The organism is Streptomyces sp. NK08204 (assembly GCF_020400585.1).
Taxonomy (GTDB): Bacteria; Actinomycetota; Actinomycetes; order Streptomycetales; family Streptomycetaceae; genus Streptomyces.
In genome coordinates, this window is the sequence record NZ_JAINVF010000003.1 from 391,357 (window position 1) to 407,545 (window position 16,189).

The window sequence follows — 16,189 nt, forward strand, 5'->3', positions numbered from 1 at the left end:
CACCCCTCACGAGCGCCCTGGGCGCGCGGCTGCAACCGGTCTCAGTCCCGCTCGCACACGAAGACCGCCGTGCCCGGGATCAGGTTCCCGCGCAGCGGGGACCAGCCGCCCCACTCCGAGGTGTTCCAGGCCGGCCACTCCGGCTCCACCAGATCGGCCAGCCGGAAGCCCGAGGCCACGATGTCCCGCACCCGGTCGCCGAGGGTGCGGTGGTGCTCGACGTACACCGCGCGGCCCTCCCCGTCCTGCTCGACGTAGGGCGTGCGGTCGAAGTAGGACGAGGACACCGACAAGCCCTCCGCGCCGGGCTCGTCCGGGAACGCCCAGCGGATCGGGTGCGTCACCGAGAACACGAACCGGCCGCCCGGCCGCAGCACCCGGTGCACCTCCCGCAGCACCAGCCGCGGGTCGGCGACGAACGGCAGCGCCCCGTACGCGGAACACGCCAGGTCGAAGGAGCCGTCCGCGAAGGGCAGCGCGCCGGCGTCGGCACACACGAGCGGGAACGATCCGCCGATGCGCAGCGCGTGCTGGAGCTGGCGGTGCGAGAGGTCCAGCGCCACCGGCCGGGCGCCCTGGGCGGCCAGCCAGCGCGCGCACTGCGCCGCGCCGGCGCCGATCTCCAGGACGTCCTTGCCCTTCAGCTCCTCCGGCGGCCCCAGCAGCTCGGCCTCGACCTCGTCCAGACCCTCCGGGCCCCACACGAAGCGGTCGTCGCCGAGGAACGTGCCGTGCTCGACCTGGTACTCGTCGGCGTTGCGGTCCCACCAGCCCCGGTTGGCGCGGGCGCTCTCCGCGACCCCGGCGTCACGTCGGGTGGCTTCCGGTTCGAACTCCTCGGACCCCCGGGGTTCGAACGCTTCCGGCTCTTGGATGATCGGCTCCCTCGTCGTACTCTTCCGTGCAACCCGCCGGGCACGCGTGTCGCAACGCGTGTCACGGAAGGGGTCCCGCAGCCCTGTGCGGGACCCCTGGGACGATTCCTGTGCCGGGAATGCGGCGATCCGCCCCGGGTGTGCGCCTTCGCGCATTGACCCTGCCCGGCTGCCCCCGTATGCTACAAGTTGCGCTGCGGGCCTGCGCACCTCAGACGTAGCAGGCTGCGCTCGCATCTGTTGTATGTCCCCTCGGTTCTCGAGGCGCCATCACCAGTTTCTGGTGAGGCGCTTCCTTGGCTGTCCGGCTTCATCAGAGCGAAACGGGCTCCCGGCGTAAGCAGTGCCTACGACTTCAATGTCCGTACCGGAGCCCTTTCCCACATGACGAGCAGCACCGAGACCACCGCCACCACCCCGCAGGTTGCGGTCAACGACATCGGTAACGAGGAAGCCTTCCTCGCAGCGATCGACGAGACGATCAAGTACTTCAACGACGGCGACATCGTCGACGGCGTCATCGTGAAGGTCGACCGGGACGAGGTCCTGCTCGACATCGGTTACAAGACCGAAGGTGTCATCCCGAGCCGCGAGCTCTCGATCAAGCACGACGTCGACCCGAACGAGGTCGTCGCCGTGGGCGACGAGATCGAGGCCCTTGTCCTCCAGAAGGAGGACAAGGAAGGCCGCCTGATCCTCTCGAAGAAGCGCGCCCAGTACGAGCGTGCCTGGGGCACCATCGAGAAGATCAAGGAAGAGGACGGCATCGTCACCGGTACCGTCATCGAGGTCGTCAAGGGTGGTCTCATCCTCGACATCGGCCTCCGTGGCTTCCTGCCGGCTTCTCTCGTCGAGATGCGTCGTGTCCGCGACCTCCAGCCGTACGTCGGCAAGGAGCTCGAGGCCAAGATCATCGAGCTGGACAAGAACCGCAACAACGTGGTCCTGTCCCGCCGTGCCTGGCTGGAGCAGACCCAGTCCGAGGTCCGCCAGACGTTCCTCACGACCCTCCAGAAGGGTCAGGTCCGTTCCGGTGTGGTCTCCTCGATCGTCAACTTCGGTGCCTTCGTGGACCTGGGTGGCGTCGACGGTCTGGTCCACGTCTCCGAGCTCTCCTGGAAGCACATCGACCACCCGTCCGAGGTTGTCGAGGTCGGCCAGGAGGTCACCGTCGAGGTCCTCGACGTCGACATGGACCGCGAGCGCGTCTCCCTGTCGCTGAAGGCGACCCAGGAAGACCCGTGGCAGCAGTTCGCCCGCACCCACCAGATCGGTCAGGTCGTGCCCGGCAAGGTCACGAAGCTGGTTCCGTTCGGTGCGTTCGTCCGCGTGGACGAGGGCATCGAGGGTCTGGTCCACATCTCCGAGCTGGCCGAGCGCCACGTGGAGATCCCGGAGCAGGTCGTCCAGGTCAACGACGAGATCTTCGTCAAGGTCATCGACATCGACCTCGAGCGTCGCCGCATCAGCCTCTCGCTGAAGCAGGCCAACGAGGCCTTCGGCCCCGACGCCGCCGCGGTCGAGTTCGACCCGACCCTGTACGGCATGGCCGCGTCCTACGACGACCAGGGCAACTACATCTACCCCGAGGGCTTCGACCCGGAGACCAACGACTGGCTGCCGGGCTACGAGAAGCAGCGCGAGGAGTGGGAGCGCCAGTACGCCGAGGCGCAGGCCCGCTTCGAGCAGCACCAGCAGCAGGTCATCAAGTCCCGCGAGGCCGACGCTGCCGCTGCCGCCGAGGGTGGCGAGGCCGCCGCTCCGGCCGCGACCGGCGGTTCGTACTCCTCCGAGGGCGCGGACACCTCTGGTGCCCTGGCCTCGGACGAGGCGCTGGCCGCGCTGCGCGAGAAGCTGGCCGGCGGCCAGAGCTGATCGCTAGCCGCTGGGCTTAGCCGACGACGGCTTCGAGGGGTCGCACCTTTCACGGGTGCGGCCCCTCGGGTCTTTTTCCGTGCCCGGTCTTCTTCCCGATCTTCTTCCCCGTCTTCTTCTGGGCGGCTCCAGGCCGGGGCGTGTTCCCGGTGGCGCAGCTCTTCGCCTTCCTGATCACACGGTCCAGGACCATTTCCTGGGCCTCGCCGGTCTTTCGCTGCCCGACGGTGCCTCAACAGGCGGAAACAAGGGGCCTGATGAGAGGCGTGCCGCGGGAATGCCCACGCCGCAAGGCATGTTGTCGATGAGGAGGACGAGGAGGAGCGGTCACAGTGCTTGATCCGCAGGGTTTGTACGCATGGGAGCCGAAGGGCCTGGCCGTCGTCGACATGGCGCTGGCACAGGAGTCGGCCGGACTTGTCATGCTCTACCACTTCGACGGATACATCGACGCGGGTGAGACCGGCGACCAGATCGTCGACCGGCTCCTCGACTCGCTGCCCCACCAGGTCGTGGCCCGCTTCGACCACGACCGGCTCGTGGACTACCGGGCCCGCCGCCCCCTGCTGACCTTCAAGCGGGACCGCTGGACCGGCTACGAGGTCCCCTCCCTCGAGGTCCGCGTGGTCCAGGACACCACCGGCGCCCCCTTCCTGCTGTTGTCCGGCCCCGAGCCGGACGTCGAGTGGGAGCGGTTCGCGGCGGCCGTCCAGCAGATCGTCGAGCGGCTCGGCGTCCGCCTGTCCGTGAACTTCCACGGCATCCCCATGGGCGTCCCGCACTCCCGCCCCGTGGGCCTCACCCCCCACGGCAACCGCACCGACCTCGTCCCCGGCCACCGCAGCCCCTTCGACGAGGCCCAGGTGCCGGGCAGCGCCGAGTCGCTCGTCGAGTACCGCCTCATGGAGGCCGGACACGACGTCCTGGGCGTCGCCGCGCACGTTCCGCACTACATCGCCCGCTCTCCGTACCCGGACGCGGCTCTGACCGTCATCGAGGCCATCACCGCCGCCACCGGTCTGGTCCTGCCCGGGATCGCGCACTCCCTGCGCACGGACGCCCACCGCACCCAGACCGAGATCGACCGGCAGATCCGGGAAGGCGACGCGGAGCTGACCGCGCTCGTACAGGGCCTCGAGCACCAGTACGACGCCGCAGCCGGCGCCGAGACCCGCGGCAACATGCTCGCCGAACCCGTCGACATCCCCTCGGCCGACGAGATCGGGCAAGAGTTCGAGCGCTTCCTGGCGGAGCGCGAGGGCGACAGCTGACCCCGTCCTCCACGACCGGTCTCCGCAACCGGCACCGTGCCGGCGACACCCGCGCAAACGAACCCGCGCAACCGAACCTCCGCAACCGACCTCCGCCGATCCCGCCGTCAGAGGCAGGCCCTAAGCTTCCGTTCATGCTGAAAGTGGGCCTCACCGGTGGGATCGGCGCCGGCAAGAGCGAGGTGTCACGGCTGCTCGTGGAGCACGGAGCCGTACTGATCGACGCCGACCGCATCGCACGCGAGGTCGTCGCGCCCGGAACACCCGGCCTGGCGGCGGTGGCCGAGGCATTCGGTGAGGACGTCCTCGCCGCCGACGGCAGCCTCGACCGTCCCCGGCTCGGTTCCATCGTCTTCGCCGACCCCGGCAAGCTCGCCGTCCTCAACTCGATCGTCCACCCCCTGGTGGGTGCCCGCTCCCGCGAACTGGAGAGCGCCGCCGACGACGACGCCGTCGTGATCCACGACGTCCCGCTCCTCACCGAGAACGGCCTGGCGCCGCTGTACGACGTCGTGGTCGTCGTGGACGCGAGCCCCGAGACCCAGCTCGACCGGCTCGTACGGCTGCGTGGCATGACGGAGGACGACGCACGCGCCCGTATGGCCGCGCAGGCGACACGCGAGCGGCGCCGGGAGATCGCGGACATCGTCATCGACAACGACGTCCCCCTGGACGCCCTCCGAAAGCGTGTGGCGGAGGTCTGGGACGACCTCGTGCGCCGGGCCCGCGACGCCGGTGGCGCGGAATAGCCTCCCCTCGCCCGAGCGTTGAACCGCCCGAGCATGGGAAGGACTCTGTCGTGCCCGAGACCAGCGGTCCGACCGGACGTACCCCGGAAACGCATGTCATCGACTTCCGCGCCGCCGAACAGCTCCTCAACCAGCGCGACCCGCGGGGCGCGGTCAAGCTGCTCGACGGAGTCATCGCCGCACACCCCGAGAACACCGCCGCCCGCCTGCTGCGCGCGCGTGCCTTCTTCGCCTCCGCGCAACTGCGTCCCGCCGAACTGGAATTCTCCCTCGTGCTGGAACGCGAGCCGGACAACGCCTTCGCACACTTCGCGCTCGCCCGGACCTACGAACGCCAAGGCCGCCCCGACCCTGCCAGGCGCCACTTCCGGCTGGCCGCCGCGCTCGACCCCAACCCGGACTACCTGAAGGCCGCAGGCTTCGACACATGAGGCCCGCCCCCGCACATCACGGACGACGGGGCTACGGCGGCTGCCGCCGACGGAACGGCGGCCGCGGGTACGGTGGCTGCTGTGGACCGGGCTGACCGCCCTCCGGAGGCCGGCGCGGCGGGTGGGTGTCCGGCGGCCAGTACGGCGGTACATCGGGGCCTGGCTGATAGTGCGGGCCCTGCCGGATATGCCTGATGATCATGATCAGGTCGGTGACGACCACCAGGAGCAACACCCCGAAGGCCATCGCCCAGCCGGGACGCCCGACCAGGGCGAACACCACCGTGCCGCAGATCGCCCAGGCCAGCCCCCACAGGCTCAGCCAGAAGCGCGCCCGCAGGGCACTGCGCGCGGTCGCCGGTTCACTGCCCGTACGCATAGGATCATCGCTCCTCCTAGAAACGTACTCTCCGGCGACGACGTTCACCAACCGCATCCACGGCCTGCCCGGGCCCCCGCGATCAGGCCGCAAAGTTCCCGGTACAGCGGTGAATCCCTCGAACAGGTGAACCCGCCGGAAACGGGAACGGCTGTCAGACGCCCCGCCGTTCTCCGGGCATGACGATCGAAATGCGGAACGGACACAGCGGAACAGGCCCAGGTGCGATCACCCCGGACGGCTGCGCGGTCGAACTGTACTCGCGCCTGCCCGTACGCGACGAACCGGACATCATCGCCGCGGCGGTACCGGCCGGAGCACACATCCTGGAGCTGGGCAGCGGAGTGGGCAGGGTGACCCACCCCCTGCTGGAGCGCGGCTTCACGGTCACCGCCGTCGACGAGTCCGCGCAGATGCTCGCCCGCGTCCGCGGGGCCCGCACGATATGCAGCCCCATCGAACACCTCGACCTGGACGAAAGGTTCGACGTGGTGATGCTCGCGTCGTTCCTCGTCCACACCGCCGACGTCGAGGTGCGCCGAGGCCTGCTGCGCACCTGTGTCCGGCATGTCGCGGACGGCGGCTGCGTGCTCATCCAGCGGGAGGGCGCCGACTACCACGCCAACGTGCCGAGGGAGCGCGTCGACCCGAGCGGCTTCACCGTGCGGATCGTCTCCTCGGAGCCGGTCGGCGACGGGGTGGACTCGGTCCGCGCCGAGTACCTCTTCCCCGACGCGGTCTGGACACAGACCTTCCGGTCCCGCCTCCTCACAAAGGAGCAGTTCGAGACGGCACTCGCGGAAGCGGGACTGGCGGTCGCCGAGTACCTGACCCCGGACGGGATATGGGTGAAGGCGATACCGGTGAAGTGACCCAGATGGTCCAGATCAGCTGCTCCTGGGCCGGGTGCCGGGGCGGCCTGGACCCCCGAGGCCGCCTTGGGCGGCAAGAGCCCGCAGGCGCTCCAGTTCGCGGCGGTCCCGTTTGGTGGGGCGGCCGGTGCCACGGTCGCGCAGACCGGCCGGGGCCGTGGCCTCGCGGGGCGGGGGCGGCGGGGAGTTGTCGATGTAGCACTGGACGGCCACGGGGGCGCCGACCCGCTTGCGGATCAGGCGTCTGACGATGACGACACGTTCCCGGCCCTCGTGCCGCAGGCGAACCTCGTCCCCGACGCGCACGGAATAGGCGGGCTTCACCCGCTCTCCGTTGACGTGGACGTGCCCGCCACGGCAGGCGGCGGCACCCAGGGAACGGGTCTTGATCAGGCGTACGGCCCAGATCCAACTGTCGATCCGTACCGTCTCGCCGCCGGCCGGACCGGCGGCCTCGGCGGCGGCCACCGCAGCGGCGATCTTGGGGTCGAGCGGCTGGGCAACGCCGGCGCCGGGGCTCTCGGCACCTCGGGCAGCAGCCGCCTCGACCTGTCCGCCGACGCGTCCGCCGGTGTCACGGTTCACGTCCTCGTCCGCATCCTCGGAAGCCATGCTCCGACCCTAACGCCATGGGACCTGCGACCCGGAGCCGTTTTTTGCGGCGCAACGCCCGACCCCTGGGCATTCAGAGAACACGGAACCGGACCACGAGAAAGGGGGAGGGACTGGGTGGGAAGCGGAGAACGATCGGTGCGGGTGCGGGTGCGGTGCGGGCGGGGGGAGGGGGGCGGGAGGGGGAGGGGGAGGGGCCCCTCCTGGTCGAGCGGGCATACCGTGGGCCCATGGACGACAGCTGTGCCCTCGCTCGGCTCGACCGGCGTGTCGTCGGGTGCCGGGCCTGTCCTCGGCTCGTCGCCTGGCGCGAGGAGGTGGCCCGGTCCAAACGGGCCGCGTTCGCCGACTGTACGTACTGGGGGCGGCCGGTGCCCGGCTTCGGCCCGGCCGACGCCCGTCTGGTGATCATCGGGTTGGCGCCTGCCGCGCACGGCGGAAACCGCACCGGCCGCATGTTCACCGGCGACCGCTCCGGAGATGTGCTCTACCAGGCGCTGTACGACGTGGGGCTCGCCTCGCAGCCCACCTCGGTCGGCGCCGACGACGGCCTGGAGCTGTACGGCGTCCGGGTCACCGCGCCCGTGCACTGCGCCCCGCCCGCCAACAGGCCGACCCCCGGCGAACGCGACACCTGCCGCCCCTGGCTGGTCCAGGAGCTGAAGCTGCTGCGCCCGACGCTCAGGGCGGCGGTCGTGCTCGGCGCCTTCGGCTGGCAGGCCGCGCTGCCCGCCTTCGCCGAGGCGGGCTGGACCGTACCGCGCCCCCGCCCGGCCTTCGCCCATGGCACCCGGGTCGCCTTGGACGGCCTCGTTCTCCGCTCCGATCTCGGTCCTGGTCTCCGCCCTGCTCGCCGCCTCGACCTGTTCGGCTGCTTCCACGTCAGCCAGCGCAACACCTTCACCGGCAGGCTCACTGCCGAGATGCTGCGCGAGGTGCTGCGCACGGCGGCGGACGCGGCCGGGCTGTTGCCGTAGCACGCCGCGCATCGCTCGGCCGGGTTCCCGCCTGGACAGGTGCCGTACCGTCTGCGCCGCGTCGGGACGACGGGACTGCAGCGGGTGGTGGGGGACAGGCCGGGGCTGCCAGTGGTCGGGTGAGCGGTCGCGCCGGGGTCGGTCCGGGTGCCGGATCCCTCAGAGGCGCCAGACGTAGCGCACGTCCGGTTCCTGCTCCTCGTTGCCGCTGCCGTCGGTGAACTCGACGGCGCGGAAGCCGTGTCGTTCGTAGAAGCGGTGGGCGGGCTTGTTGACCTGGAACGTCCACAGGGTCAGGCCACCCGGACTGCGTTCCTTGGCGAGGGCGACGAGCCGATCGCCGAGACCACGGCCCCGCCACTCGGGAGCCAGGTACAGCTGGGACAGCAGCTCCCCGTCCAGGACCATCAAGCCCACGATCTCACCCCCGGCCGCCTCCGCGACCCACGTCTCCCGTAGGGGCACCACGACGTCCCGGATGTAGTGCCGCACCTCCTCGTCGGAGCGCGGCCGGACCACCGTGGGCAGCGCGGCGGCGAAGGAACGCAGCCAGACGTCGGCGGCGGCGCGGGCGTCCGCGGGACCCGCCCGCCGAATCCGGACGGTCCCCTGCCCGGCCGTCCCCTGCCCGGCCGTCCCCTCGGCCGTCACGCCCCCTCCTCCGGCACCACGGCCGTTGCCGTGATCTCCACCAGCTGACCGGCATACCCGAGGCAGGCCACACCGAGCAGCGTGGACGAATGCGGGCCCACGCTCAGCCCCGAAGCCTCGACGACCTTCCACACGGCGGCCAGCACGGCGGGATCGGCGCTCACCACGTACACATCAGTGGCGACGACATGCTCCAAGTCGCTGCCGACAGCCTGCAGTTGCTCTCGGAGATTGGCGATCACCTGCTCGGCCTGCCGCAGCGGGTCGCCCTCCCCGACCAGCGCTCCCTCGGCGTCGAGCGGCACGGCACCGCCGAGGAACGCGAGCTTCGTGCCCGCCTCCACGACGGAGACGTGCGCATAGGTGGGCGGCGGAAAGAGACCGGGTGCGTTCACTCGCCGGATCATGGCGACTCCTCGGATTGGATCGGGTCGGCCGGTCGGGAGGGTTGGGCCGAGTTGGCGGGGCGGACCGGGTTGGGCGGCAAGGGGCAGCCTCCTGATGATCCGTGTCACGGCCGCGGTTCGCACGCGGTTTTCTGCTCGGCCGCCCATGACGGCACCAGGTCGAGGCCACTGAGCAGCCAACCTCAGCGGAACACGCTCGATGCCCCATGAGGCGTACGGGAGTTGACGTAGCGGCTGCCTGTCCCCGGTCCGCCGCCGTCATGGGCGGCGGGGCCAGGAGTCCGACGCCCGAGCCCGCGTAGGCTGCCTGTCATGGATCTTGCGGACGGCCTGGTCGACCACCCCTACGACATCTACCGGCGCCTGCGCGACACCGCGCCCGTGCACCGCATCACCGGTCCGGACGGAACCCCCGCCTGGCTCGTCACCCGGTACGAGGACGTACGGGCCGCCCTCACCGATCCGCGGCTCTCGCTGGACAAACGGCATGCGTCGGCCGGCACCTACAAGGGGTTCTCCCTGCCGCCCGCCCTGGACGCCAACCTCCTCAACATGGACCCGCCGGACCACACCCGTATCCGGCGTCTGGTCGGCCGGGCCTTCACCCCGCGCCGCGTAGAGCAACTGCGCGAGCCCATCCGCCGCACCGCCGACCGGCTCCTCGACGCGCTCGGCCCGCACGGCACCACCGACCTGATCGCCGCCTACGCGGCCCCCTTGCCGATCACCGTCATCTGCGACCTGCTCGGCGTGCCGGAGAGCCATCGCCTGGACTTCCGGATCTGGACGGACACCCTCGTAGCCCCGGACCCGGCAAGGCCCGGTGCCGCCCGCGAAGCGGTGGGGGCGATGCTCGGCTTCTTCACCCGGCTTCTCGCCGCCAAGCGCGCCGAGCCTGCCGACGACCTCCTCTCCGACCTGATCGCCGTACGCGAGGAGGGAGGCGACCGGCTCAGCGAGGACGAACTGATGTCGCTGGCCTTCCTCATCCTCTTCGCCGGCTACGAGAACACGGTCCAGCTCATCGGCAACGCCGTCCTGGCCCTCCTCCAGCACCCGGACCAGCTCGCCGCCCTGCGCAAGGACCCGGATCGACTGCCCGCCGCCGTGGAGGAGTCGATGCGTTACGAGGGCCCCGCCCTGCTCGCCATCCGCCGGTTCCCTGTCGAGGACGTGACGATCGCCGGGGTGACGATCCCAGCGGGCGAGACGGTCTGGGTGTCCCTGTCCGCCGCCGACCGCGACCCCGACCGCTTTCCTGACCCCGACCGCCTAGACCTGGGTCGCGACGCCTCCGGTCACCTCGCCCTCGGCCATGGCATCCACTACTGCCTGGGCGCGCCCCTGGCGCGCGCCGAGACCGAGATCGCACTGGCGGCCCTGCTGGAGCGGTTCCCCGATCTGGCACTCGCCGAGGGTGAGTTGCGGTGGCGTCGGTCGCTGCGGGCCCACGGTCTGGTGGCGCTCCCGGTGACGTACTGAGTCATGGAGGGAAGAGGCGGTCAGCAGGGCCTGTGAGCTACTGCACGCCGAGCGGCGACGGTTGCCCATGGTCGAGGTCGACCGGGAGTACGTCCTCGAGGGCGGCGACCTCAAGGCCACCCTCCTGAACCTCCTTCGAGCTGGGACCAAAGGGCCGTCCATCACTTCATGTTCACGCTGGACCAGGCGGCGGGCTGCCCGTGCTACGTGGCCCTCCCCGACCAGGTCGGCCACCTCGCGTCTACGGGCCGCATGGATCGTGCCGAAGTGGTGTCGCAACGCTTTCTGGAGGTGCAGGACGGTGAACGGGCGAACGGTGCTCGAACGCTTTCCGGCCGGTGGTCCGCGAGGATCGTGGCCCGCGGAGGAGTTCGCGCACGCGCGGCGTCTGGAGGGTCTGCCCGCCGAGGTAGTCATGGACCTCGCGGCGGACATGTTCCTGGTCATCGTCCGCGGCGGGTCGGCTTCGGGTTCGGTTCCCGCGCCCTGAACCGCGTCCTGAACTGTTCCGTCTGCAGCGCGTGCGGCTCCGCATGGAACTCGCCCCTGGCCATCTCGGGCCGCACGTCCAGCGCCGCAGTCGACTCGTCGCCGATGAGGACACCGCCACGCCGGTAGGCGGCCCGGGCGGACGCGGGTGCGCGGGGTGCGGAGGGCGAAGCTGCGCGGCGGCTATGCCGAGACGGCCCGGGACCAGTCCGGGGCCGTGCCCGTCACCCGGCACAGGGACAGGTACAGCGGGATCGGCGGGGTGTAGGGGACCGTACCCTCCGGGCGGTGGATGAGGCGGGCGGTGCCGGGCAGCAGGGCGCCGGGGGCGTAGTGGGCGGGGGCCGGCCAGGGGAGGTCGAAGTCGGAGTCCGCCGGAACGATCCACCACCAGCGCGCGCCGTCGGTGTACACGCAGCCGAGGCGTGGCAACCGCGGCACGACGAGCGGGCCGAGGCGGTCGGGTACGGCCACGGCGTCGAAGCCGAGCGGGGCTGTCATGCCCTCGGGCATCGTCAGTCGGCGGGGCGTCGCTGTGGGTGTGGCCGTAGTCATAGCCGAGGTCGTAGCCTTGGCCGCAGCCGCCACAGCCCCAGACGTGGCCGCAGCCGCAGCCGCAGCCGCAGCCGCAGCCGTGGCCGCAGACGTTGTGGCGGTGGCCCACGCGGGTTGCCGACGCTTCAGACGCACCAGCGTGTCCAGCCCGATAGGCCGGTCGGACCCCACGGCGAGGCGCGGACCGGGCTCGTCGGCATGGTGTGCGCCGACTCCGGGACCGGTGCCGAGACGCGGGCCGAGCCCGGCGCCGTCGACGGGGTGTGGGCCGCTGGCGAAGTGCGGGGCGATGCCGGGCCCGATGCTGTGGTGCGGGCGGCCGGGGCCGATGGTGCCGGTCACGGCAACTCCCATGCGCTGTGCTGCTTCGGGGGTGTCCGGCGCCGGGCAGGGACCGGCTCGTCCTCGCGGTAGCCGTGCGAGGGGCTCGGTTCGTGGGAAGGGCTCGGCTCGTGCGAGGGGCTGGGCTTGGGCCGGGCGCCCCAGCCCAGGTCGCTGTGCGGTCCGCTTGCACCGGAGTCCGCGTCGGCCTGGCGCACCAGCTCGGCCCAGACCAGCAGCCCGGGGCCGTGTTCCTGGGCGCCCCAGGCCCGGCACAGGGCATCCACGAGCATCAGTCCGCGCCCGCACTCCTCGTCGGGCCGCCGCGCGGACGGATGCGGTTCGCCGGGTGCGCAGCCCTCGTCGCGCACAGCTATGCGCACCGTGTCGTCGCGGTCGTGCAGTTCGCACACGACGCGACTGCTCGCGGTGTGCACGATCGCATTGGTGACCAGCTCGGATATGACCAGAGCCGCGTTGTCGCACGTGTCCGCGCACACCGACCAGCCCGTCAACCGGGCACGCGTCAGGCGTCTCGCCTGGGCGGGGGAACCCGGATGTGCGGCCAGCTCGAACCGGAACCGACGCCCGGCAGCGCCCCGTTCGGGAGCTGCCTCCTCCCCCACTCTCGAGCATGCTCGAACGGGGGGTCCCGCATCGGCACCGAGACCGAGGCGGTCAGCGGCGGCGTCTGTTCCTAAGGGCGCGGACGGAATCACGCTTGCCACTATCTCCCCGCCGTGAACACTTGGCAAGGGTCACTCTGAAAATTGCAGAGTGCAGTGTGACTCGGTCGGGGGCCGTGGCACACTGCTCGCAACAGCACGTCCAACGGCGCCAATTGGGACCCCGCTGATCCGCCCCGGATCTTCGAACGAGTCTTCGAGCGGCGCCGTGGGGCTGTCAGGATCCGTTGCTGGATCCTCTGCGGACTTCGGTTTCCTTCGGTGGAGGTGGGAGCGTGAGCGAGCCGCGGTCCGCGCCGACCGTGGGCCAGGTGGTCCTTGGCCGGCGCCTGCTGGACCTGCGGGAACGCGCCGGTCTCAAGCGCGAGGAGGCCGCCCGTGTCCTTCGTGTCGCCCCCGCCACTGTCCGCCGTATGGAGATGGCCGAGGTCGCCCTCAAGATCCCGTACCTGCAACTGCTGCTGAAGGCGTACGGGATCCCCGAGGACGAGGCCGAGCTTTTCGTCCAGATCGCCGAGGAGGCCAACAAGCCCGGCTGGTGGCAGCGGTTCCATGACATCCTGCCCGGCTGGTTCTCCATGTACGTCAGCCTGGAGGGCGCGGCCAGCCTCATCCGCTCGTACGAGCCCCACTTCGTCCCCGGCCTGCTGCAGACCGAGGACTACGCGCGTGGAGTGCTCATGTCCGGTGCCATCGGCCAGACGAGCCCGGACGAGATCGAGCGCCACGTCGCGCTGCGCATGCAGCGCCAGGAACTGCTCACGCGTTCCGACGCCCCCCGCTTCTGGGTGGTGATGGACGAGACCGCCCTGCGCCGCCCCGTCGGCGGCCCGGAGGTGATGCGCGCGCAGATCGACAAGCTGCTGGAGGCCGTGAAGCTCCCGCATGTGACGCTCCAGGTGGCCCCGTTCACCAACGGGCCGCACCCGGGGACCTACGGACCCTTCGTGCTGTTCCGATTCGCCATGCCGGAACTGCCGGACATGGTCTACAGCGAGTACCTGACCGGCGCCGTCTATCTGGACGCGCGCTCCGAGGTGGCGACCCACCTGGAGGTCATGGACCGCATGGCGGCGCAGGCCGCCTCGGTACAACGCACGAAGGAGATCCTCCGGGATCTCCGCAAGGAGCTGTGAATGGATCGCATCACGCCGCGCAGTCGCGTCTACAACGGCATGCCCGCGCGGGAGTTGGGCAGCGAGGGGTGGCACAGGCCGTGGAGCGGCGGCAACGGCGGCAACTGTCTGGAGGCGATGAAGCTTGCCGACGGACGGATCGCCGTACGCCAGTCCACCGACCCGGACGGTCCGGCGCTGATCTACACCACGGACGAGATGACCGCCTTCATCGAGGGCGCGAAGGCGGGGGAGGCGGATTTCCTGCTCTCATGATCGACCCATGTGTTGTTATGACTTGTCCAACTTTCCGATGACGAACAACCCGACTTGAGCATGCACCGCTGTCCCCGGTCGCTTCAGGCATGACGGTCACCGCGCTCGCGGCGGTCATAGCCGACAGCTCCGTCACCACAGCCAGTGCTGTCACTGCCCGTCATGCCCGTCATGCCCGTCATGGCCGTCATGGCCGTCATCGGGGTGGCAGCACCCCGCACAGGCCGTCGAGGGCCGCCCCGTAGGCGTGTTCCGGAGGCGTCGCGTATCCCACCACCAGGCCGTCGCCCGCCGCCGTCGCCGCCTGCGGATGCCGGAACGCGGAGAGGCCGTCGAGCCCGATCCCCTGCCAGGCAGCGGCCTTGACCGTGGACCGTTCGGTGCCGGGCGGCAGCCGCAGCACCGCGTGCAGTCCGGCGGCGACGCCGGTCACCTCGATGTGCGGCGCGTGAACGGCGAGCGCCTCGACCAAGCGGTCGCGACGGCGCCGGTAGCGCTGCCGCATCCGCCGCACATGACGGTCGTACGAACCCGAGCCGATGAAGTCCGCGAGGGCGAGCTGATCCGGCACGCTCGCCCACGCCTCCCGCTCGCCCTTGGCCGCGAGCGCCGGACCGACATACCGCTCCGGCAGCACCATCCAGCCCAGACGCAGCGCCGGTGACAGGCTCTTGCTGACCGAGCCGATGTGGATCACCCGCTCGGGATCGAGACCCTGGAGGGCGCCGACGGGCCGTCGGTCGTACCGGAACTCGCCGTCGTAGTCGTCCTCCAGCACCACCCCACCCCGCGCGCGTGCCCAGTCGATCACCGCTGCCCGGCGCTCCGGATGCAGCGGGCCGCCGGTCGGGAACTGGTGCGCGGGTGTGAGCAGTACGGCCCGCTCCCGGCCCAGTCCCGTCACACGCGCCCCGTGCTCGTCCAGCGGCAGCGGCACGGTGCGCACGCCGGCCGCCGCCAGCAGCTCACGGTGGAAGCCGAGCCCGTACTCCTCCACGGCCAGCGGGCCGCGCGGCACCACACCGCTGCCCGGGCCACCGGACCCGAACAGCAGTCGCAGCGCGTGTGCGAAGCCGGAGCAGATCACGATCCGGTCCGGCGCCGTACGCACACCCCGCGCTCGCGCCAGGTACTCCGTGAGCGCCTCCCGCAGCTCCCGGCGTCCGGCGGGATCCCCCGGTCCGAACGCGTCACTGGGCGCCGCCTGCAGCGCCCTGCGGTAGGAGGCCGCCCAAGCCGCCCGGGGGAACGCCGACGCGTCCGGTGTGCCCTGCCGCAGATCGTGCCGCGGCCCACACGCTCGTGCGGGTGCCCTCACGGGCGCCCGCCCGGCCCGCCGCAACGGTGCGGCCCGCTCCGCGACCCGGGTGCCCGAGCCCTGGCGAGCGGTCAGCCAGCCCTCCGCGACCAGCTCCGCGTACGCGTCGGCGACCGTGTTGCGGGCCACGCCCAGGTCGGCGGCGAGCGAACGGTACGGCGGCAGCCGTGTACCCGGCGCCAGCCTCCCGTCGCGCACCGCCTCCCGCAGCGCCCGGATCACAGCCGCCCGCCGCCCACCGGGCCCCGACACGTCCAGATGCAGATCGGCCCCGATCCGCTCCGCCGAATTGACCCACGATTCCTTCATGGAAATGCACCCTACGACGGGTCTTTCAGCCGCATAGGTTGAGGGACATGACGACGACGAACACGACCGCCCGCAGCCGCCTGGACCTCGCCGAGACCGCCCCGAAGGTCTTCCGCGCCCTCGTCGGCTTCGATGCCGCCTCCCGGGCGGGCCTCGACCCCGCCCTGGTCGAACTGATCCAGATCCGCGCCTCGCTCCTCAATCACTGCGCCTACTGCCTCCATATGCACACCAACGACGCCCGCAAGGCCGGCGAGAGCGAGGACCGGCTGCACATGGTCGCCGTCTGGCGCGAGGCACGGCACTTCTTCACCCCGCGCGAACAGGCGGCCCTGGCCCTGACCGAGGCGGTCACCCTCGTCGCCGACGGAGGTGTCCCCGATGACGTGTACGCGCAGGCCGCCGCCCGCTTCGAGGACGAGGAACTGGCCCAGGTACTCGCCCTGATCCTCACGATCAACACATGGAACCGCCTGGCCCTGGCAACGGCCAAGGTGGCGGGCACGGACGAACGACGGCGCTGAGCGGCCCCTCCCGCC

19 protein-coding genes and 1 pseudogene are annotated in these 16,189 nt (G+C 71.1%); 12 read left to right on the top strand and 8 right to left on the bottom strand.

All coding sequences use genetic code 11. The features are described from left to right. Nucleotides 1–41: 41 nt before the first annotated feature. Nucleotides 42–1,031, bottom strand: coding sequence for a class I SAM-dependent methyltransferase (locus K7G59_RS07530; RefSeq protein WP_225831385.1), 990 nt, complete (start codon nucleotides 1,029–1,031; stop codon nucleotides 42–44). 228 nt (nucleotides 1,032–1,259) lie between these two features. On the opposite strand from K7G59_RS07530, the gene rpsA reads away from it, so the two are divergent. From rpsA to K7G59_RS07550, 4 genes are all read left to right on the top strand, one after another. After that, on the top strand, nucleotides 1,260–2,750 hold the full coding sequence (gene rpsA / locus K7G59_RS07535; protein ID WP_100825641.1) for a 30S ribosomal protein S1: 1,491 nt from the start codon (nucleotides 1,260–1,262) through the stop codon (nucleotides 2,748–2,750). Nucleotides 2,751–3,082: 332 nt separating this feature from the next. Then, nucleotides 3,083–4,021, top strand: a complete 939-nt coding sequence (locus K7G59_RS07540) for a PAC2 family protein (RefSeq protein ID WP_225831387.1) — start codon at nucleotides 3,083–3,085, stop codon at nucleotides 4,019–4,021. A gap of 134 nt (nucleotides 4,022–4,155) precedes the next feature. Next, complete coding sequence (gene coaE / locus K7G59_RS07545; protein ID WP_225831388.1) at nucleotides 4,156–4,770, top strand: dephospho-CoA kinase; 615 nt, start codon at nucleotides 4,156–4,158, stop codon at nucleotides 4,768–4,770. A 50-nt stretch (nucleotides 4,771–4,820) separates the two neighbouring features. After that, entirely contained in the window at nucleotides 4,821–5,201 is a 381-nt protein-coding gene (locus K7G59_RS07550; protein WP_225831391.1) for a tetratricopeptide repeat protein, read from the top strand. A 31-nt stretch (nucleotides 5,202–5,232) separates the two neighbouring features. Here the strand turns inward: K7G59_RS07550 and K7G59_RS07555 are convergent, their stop codons facing one another. Continuing rightward, nucleotides 5,233–5,580 (bottom strand): DUF6343 family protein, encoded by a 348-nt coding sequence (locus tag K7G59_RS07555; protein ID WP_225831393.1) that lies wholly within the window; start codon nucleotides 5,578–5,580, stop codon nucleotides 5,233–5,235. Nucleotides 5,581–5,759: 179 nt separating this feature from the next. Between K7G59_RS07555 and K7G59_RS07560 the strand changes: the two genes are divergently transcribed. After that, complete coding sequence (locus tag K7G59_RS07560) at nucleotides 5,760–6,452, top strand: bifunctional 2-polyprenyl-6-hydroxyphenol methylase/3-demethylubiquinol 3-O-methyltransferase UbiG (RefSeq protein ID WP_225831395.1); 693 nt, start codon at nucleotides 5,760–5,762, stop codon at nucleotides 6,450–6,452. Between the two features lie 15 nt (nucleotides 6,453–6,467). Here the strand turns inward: K7G59_RS07560 and K7G59_RS07565 are convergent, their stop codons facing one another. Next, entirely contained in the window at nucleotides 6,468–7,064 is a 597-nt protein-coding gene (locus tag K7G59_RS07565) for an RNA-binding S4 domain-containing protein (protein WP_225831396.1), read from the bottom strand. Nucleotides 7,065–7,294: 230 nt separating this feature from the next. Between K7G59_RS07565 and K7G59_RS07570 the strand changes: the two genes are divergently transcribed. After that, nucleotides 7,295–8,041, top strand: coding sequence for a uracil-DNA glycosylase (locus K7G59_RS07570; protein WP_225831398.1), 747 nt, complete (start codon nucleotides 7,295–7,297; stop codon nucleotides 8,039–8,041). A 159-nt stretch (nucleotides 8,042–8,200) separates the two neighbouring features. Here the strand turns inward: K7G59_RS07570 and K7G59_RS07575 are convergent, their stop codons facing one another. Beyond that, nucleotides 8,201–8,692, bottom strand: a complete 492-nt coding sequence (locus K7G59_RS07575) for a GNAT family N-acetyltransferase (RefSeq protein ID WP_225831400.1) — start codon at nucleotides 8,690–8,692, stop codon at nucleotides 8,201–8,203. Then, nucleotides 8,689–9,099 carry a RidA family protein gene (locus tag K7G59_RS07580; RefSeq protein WP_225831412.1) on the bottom strand — a complete coding sequence of 137 codons (411 nt, stop codon included), beginning with the start codon at nucleotides 9,097–9,099 and terminating at the stop codon, nucleotides 8,689–8,691. Before K7G59_RS07580 ends, K7G59_RS07575 begins: the two co-directional genes overlap by 4 nt. Before the next feature lie 312 nt (nucleotides 9,100–9,411). Between K7G59_RS07580 and K7G59_RS07585 the strand changes: the two genes are divergently transcribed. From K7G59_RS07585 to K7G59_RS07595, 3 genes and pseudogenes are all read left to right on the top strand, one after another. Next, nucleotides 9,412–10,581 (top strand): cytochrome P450, encoded by a 1,170-nt coding sequence (locus K7G59_RS07585; protein WP_225831414.1) that lies wholly within the window; start codon nucleotides 9,412–9,414, stop codon nucleotides 10,579–10,581. Nucleotides 10,582–10,600: 19 nt separating this feature from the next. Beyond that, nucleotides 10,601–10,705: pseudogene (locus K7G59_RS35270) on the top strand (DUF899 domain-containing protein); the annotation flags it as partial. Nucleotides 10,706–10,882: 177 nt separating this feature from the next. Next, a complete protein-coding gene (locus K7G59_RS07595; RefSeq protein WP_225831416.1) occupies nucleotides 10,883–11,071 on the top strand; it encodes a hypothetical protein in 189 nt (62 codons plus the stop codon). Between the two features lie 182 nt (nucleotides 11,072–11,253). On the opposite strand, the gene K7G59_RS07600 is transcribed toward K7G59_RS07595, so the two are convergent. Both K7G59_RS07600 and K7G59_RS07605 read right to left on the bottom strand, forming a co-directional pair. Then, nucleotides 11,254–11,625, bottom strand: coding sequence for a hypothetical protein (locus tag K7G59_RS07600; protein ID WP_225831418.1), 372 nt, complete (start codon nucleotides 11,623–11,625; stop codon nucleotides 11,254–11,256). A gap of 338 nt (nucleotides 11,626–11,963) precedes the next feature. Next, nucleotides 11,964–12,674: an ATP-binding protein gene (locus tag K7G59_RS07605; RefSeq protein ID WP_225831420.1), complete on the bottom strand. Its 711-nt coding sequence runs from the start codon at nucleotides 12,672–12,674 to the stop codon at nucleotides 11,964–11,966. A 233-nt stretch (nucleotides 12,675–12,907) separates the two neighbouring features. Here K7G59_RS07605 and K7G59_RS07610 point away from each other — a divergent pair, with 233 nt between their 5' ends. Together K7G59_RS07610 and K7G59_RS07615 are read left to right on the top strand one after the other, a co-directional pair. Continuing rightward, complete coding sequence (locus K7G59_RS07610) at nucleotides 12,908–13,768, top strand: helix-turn-helix transcriptional regulator (protein ID WP_225831423.1); 861 nt, start codon at nucleotides 12,908–12,910, stop codon at nucleotides 13,766–13,768. Continuing rightward, nucleotides 13,769–14,023: a DUF397 domain-containing protein gene (locus K7G59_RS07615; RefSeq protein WP_225831425.1), complete on the top strand. Its 255-nt coding sequence runs from the start codon at nucleotides 13,769–13,771 to the stop codon at nucleotides 14,021–14,023. It abuts the gene before it with no gap. Nucleotides 14,024–14,219: 196 nt separating this feature from the next. On the opposite strand, the gene K7G59_RS07620 is transcribed toward K7G59_RS07615, so the two are convergent. After that, complete coding sequence (locus tag K7G59_RS07620) at nucleotides 14,220–15,650, bottom strand: PLP-dependent aminotransferase family protein (protein WP_225831427.1); 1,431 nt, start codon at nucleotides 15,648–15,650, stop codon at nucleotides 14,220–14,222. A 47-nt stretch (nucleotides 15,651–15,697) separates the two neighbouring features. Between K7G59_RS07620 and K7G59_RS07625 the strand changes: the two genes are divergently transcribed. Next, nucleotides 15,698–16,174: a carboxymuconolactone decarboxylase family protein gene (locus tag K7G59_RS07625; RefSeq protein ID WP_225831429.1), complete on the top strand. Its 477-nt coding sequence runs from the start codon at nucleotides 15,698–15,700 to the stop codon at nucleotides 16,172–16,174. The last annotated feature ends 15 nt before the right edge of the window (nucleotides 16,175–16,189 follow it).

Bases quoted from the DNA above. Each gene is read 5' to 3' on its own strand.
- K7G59_RS07530 (WP_225831385.1), bottom strand. From the start codon at position 1,031: ATGCGCGAAGGCGCACACCCGGGGCGGATCGCCGCATTCCCGGCACAG.
- rpsA (WP_100825641.1), top strand. From the start codon at position 1,260: ATGACGAGCAGCACCGAGACCACCGCCACCACCCCGCAGGTTGCGGTC.
- coaE (WP_225831388.1), top strand. From the start codon at position 4,156: ATGCTGAAAGTGGGCCTCACCGGTGGGATCGGCGCCGGCAAGAGCGAG.
- K7G59_RS07555 (WP_225831393.1), bottom strand. From the start codon at position 5,580: ATGCGTACGGGCAGTGAACCGGCGACCGCGCGCAGTGCCCTGCGGGCG.
- K7G59_RS07560 (WP_225831395.1), top strand. From the start codon at position 5,760: ATGACGATCGAAATGCGGAACGGACACAGCGGAACAGGCCCAGGTGCG.
- K7G59_RS07565 (WP_225831396.1), bottom strand. From the start codon at position 7,064: ATGGCTTCCGAGGATGCGGACGAGGACGTGAACCGTGACACCGGCGGA.
- K7G59_RS07570 (WP_225831398.1), top strand. From the start codon at position 7,295: ATGGACGACAGCTGTGCCCTCGCTCGGCTCGACCGGCGTGTCGTCGGG.
- K7G59_RS07580 (WP_225831412.1), bottom strand. From the start codon at position 9,099: ATGATCCGGCGAGTGAACGCACCCGGTCTCTTTCCGCCGCCCACCTAT.
- K7G59_RS07585 (WP_225831414.1), top strand. From the start codon at position 9,412: ATGGATCTTGCGGACGGCCTGGTCGACCACCCCTACGACATCTACCGG.
- K7G59_RS07600 (WP_225831418.1), bottom strand. From the start codon at position 11,625: ATGACTACGGCCACACCCACAGCGACGCCCCGCCGACTGACGATGCCC.
- K7G59_RS07615 (WP_225831425.1), top strand. From the start codon at position 13,769: ATGGATCGCATCACGCCGCGCAGTCGCGTCTACAACGGCATGCCCGCG.
- K7G59_RS07620 (WP_225831427.1), bottom strand. From the start codon at position 15,650: ATGAAGGAATCGTGGGTCAATTCGGCGGAGCGGATCGGGGCCGATCTG.
- K7G59_RS07625 (WP_225831429.1), top strand. From the start codon at position 15,698: ATGACGACGACGAACACGACCGCCCGCAGCCGCCTGGACCTCGCCGAG.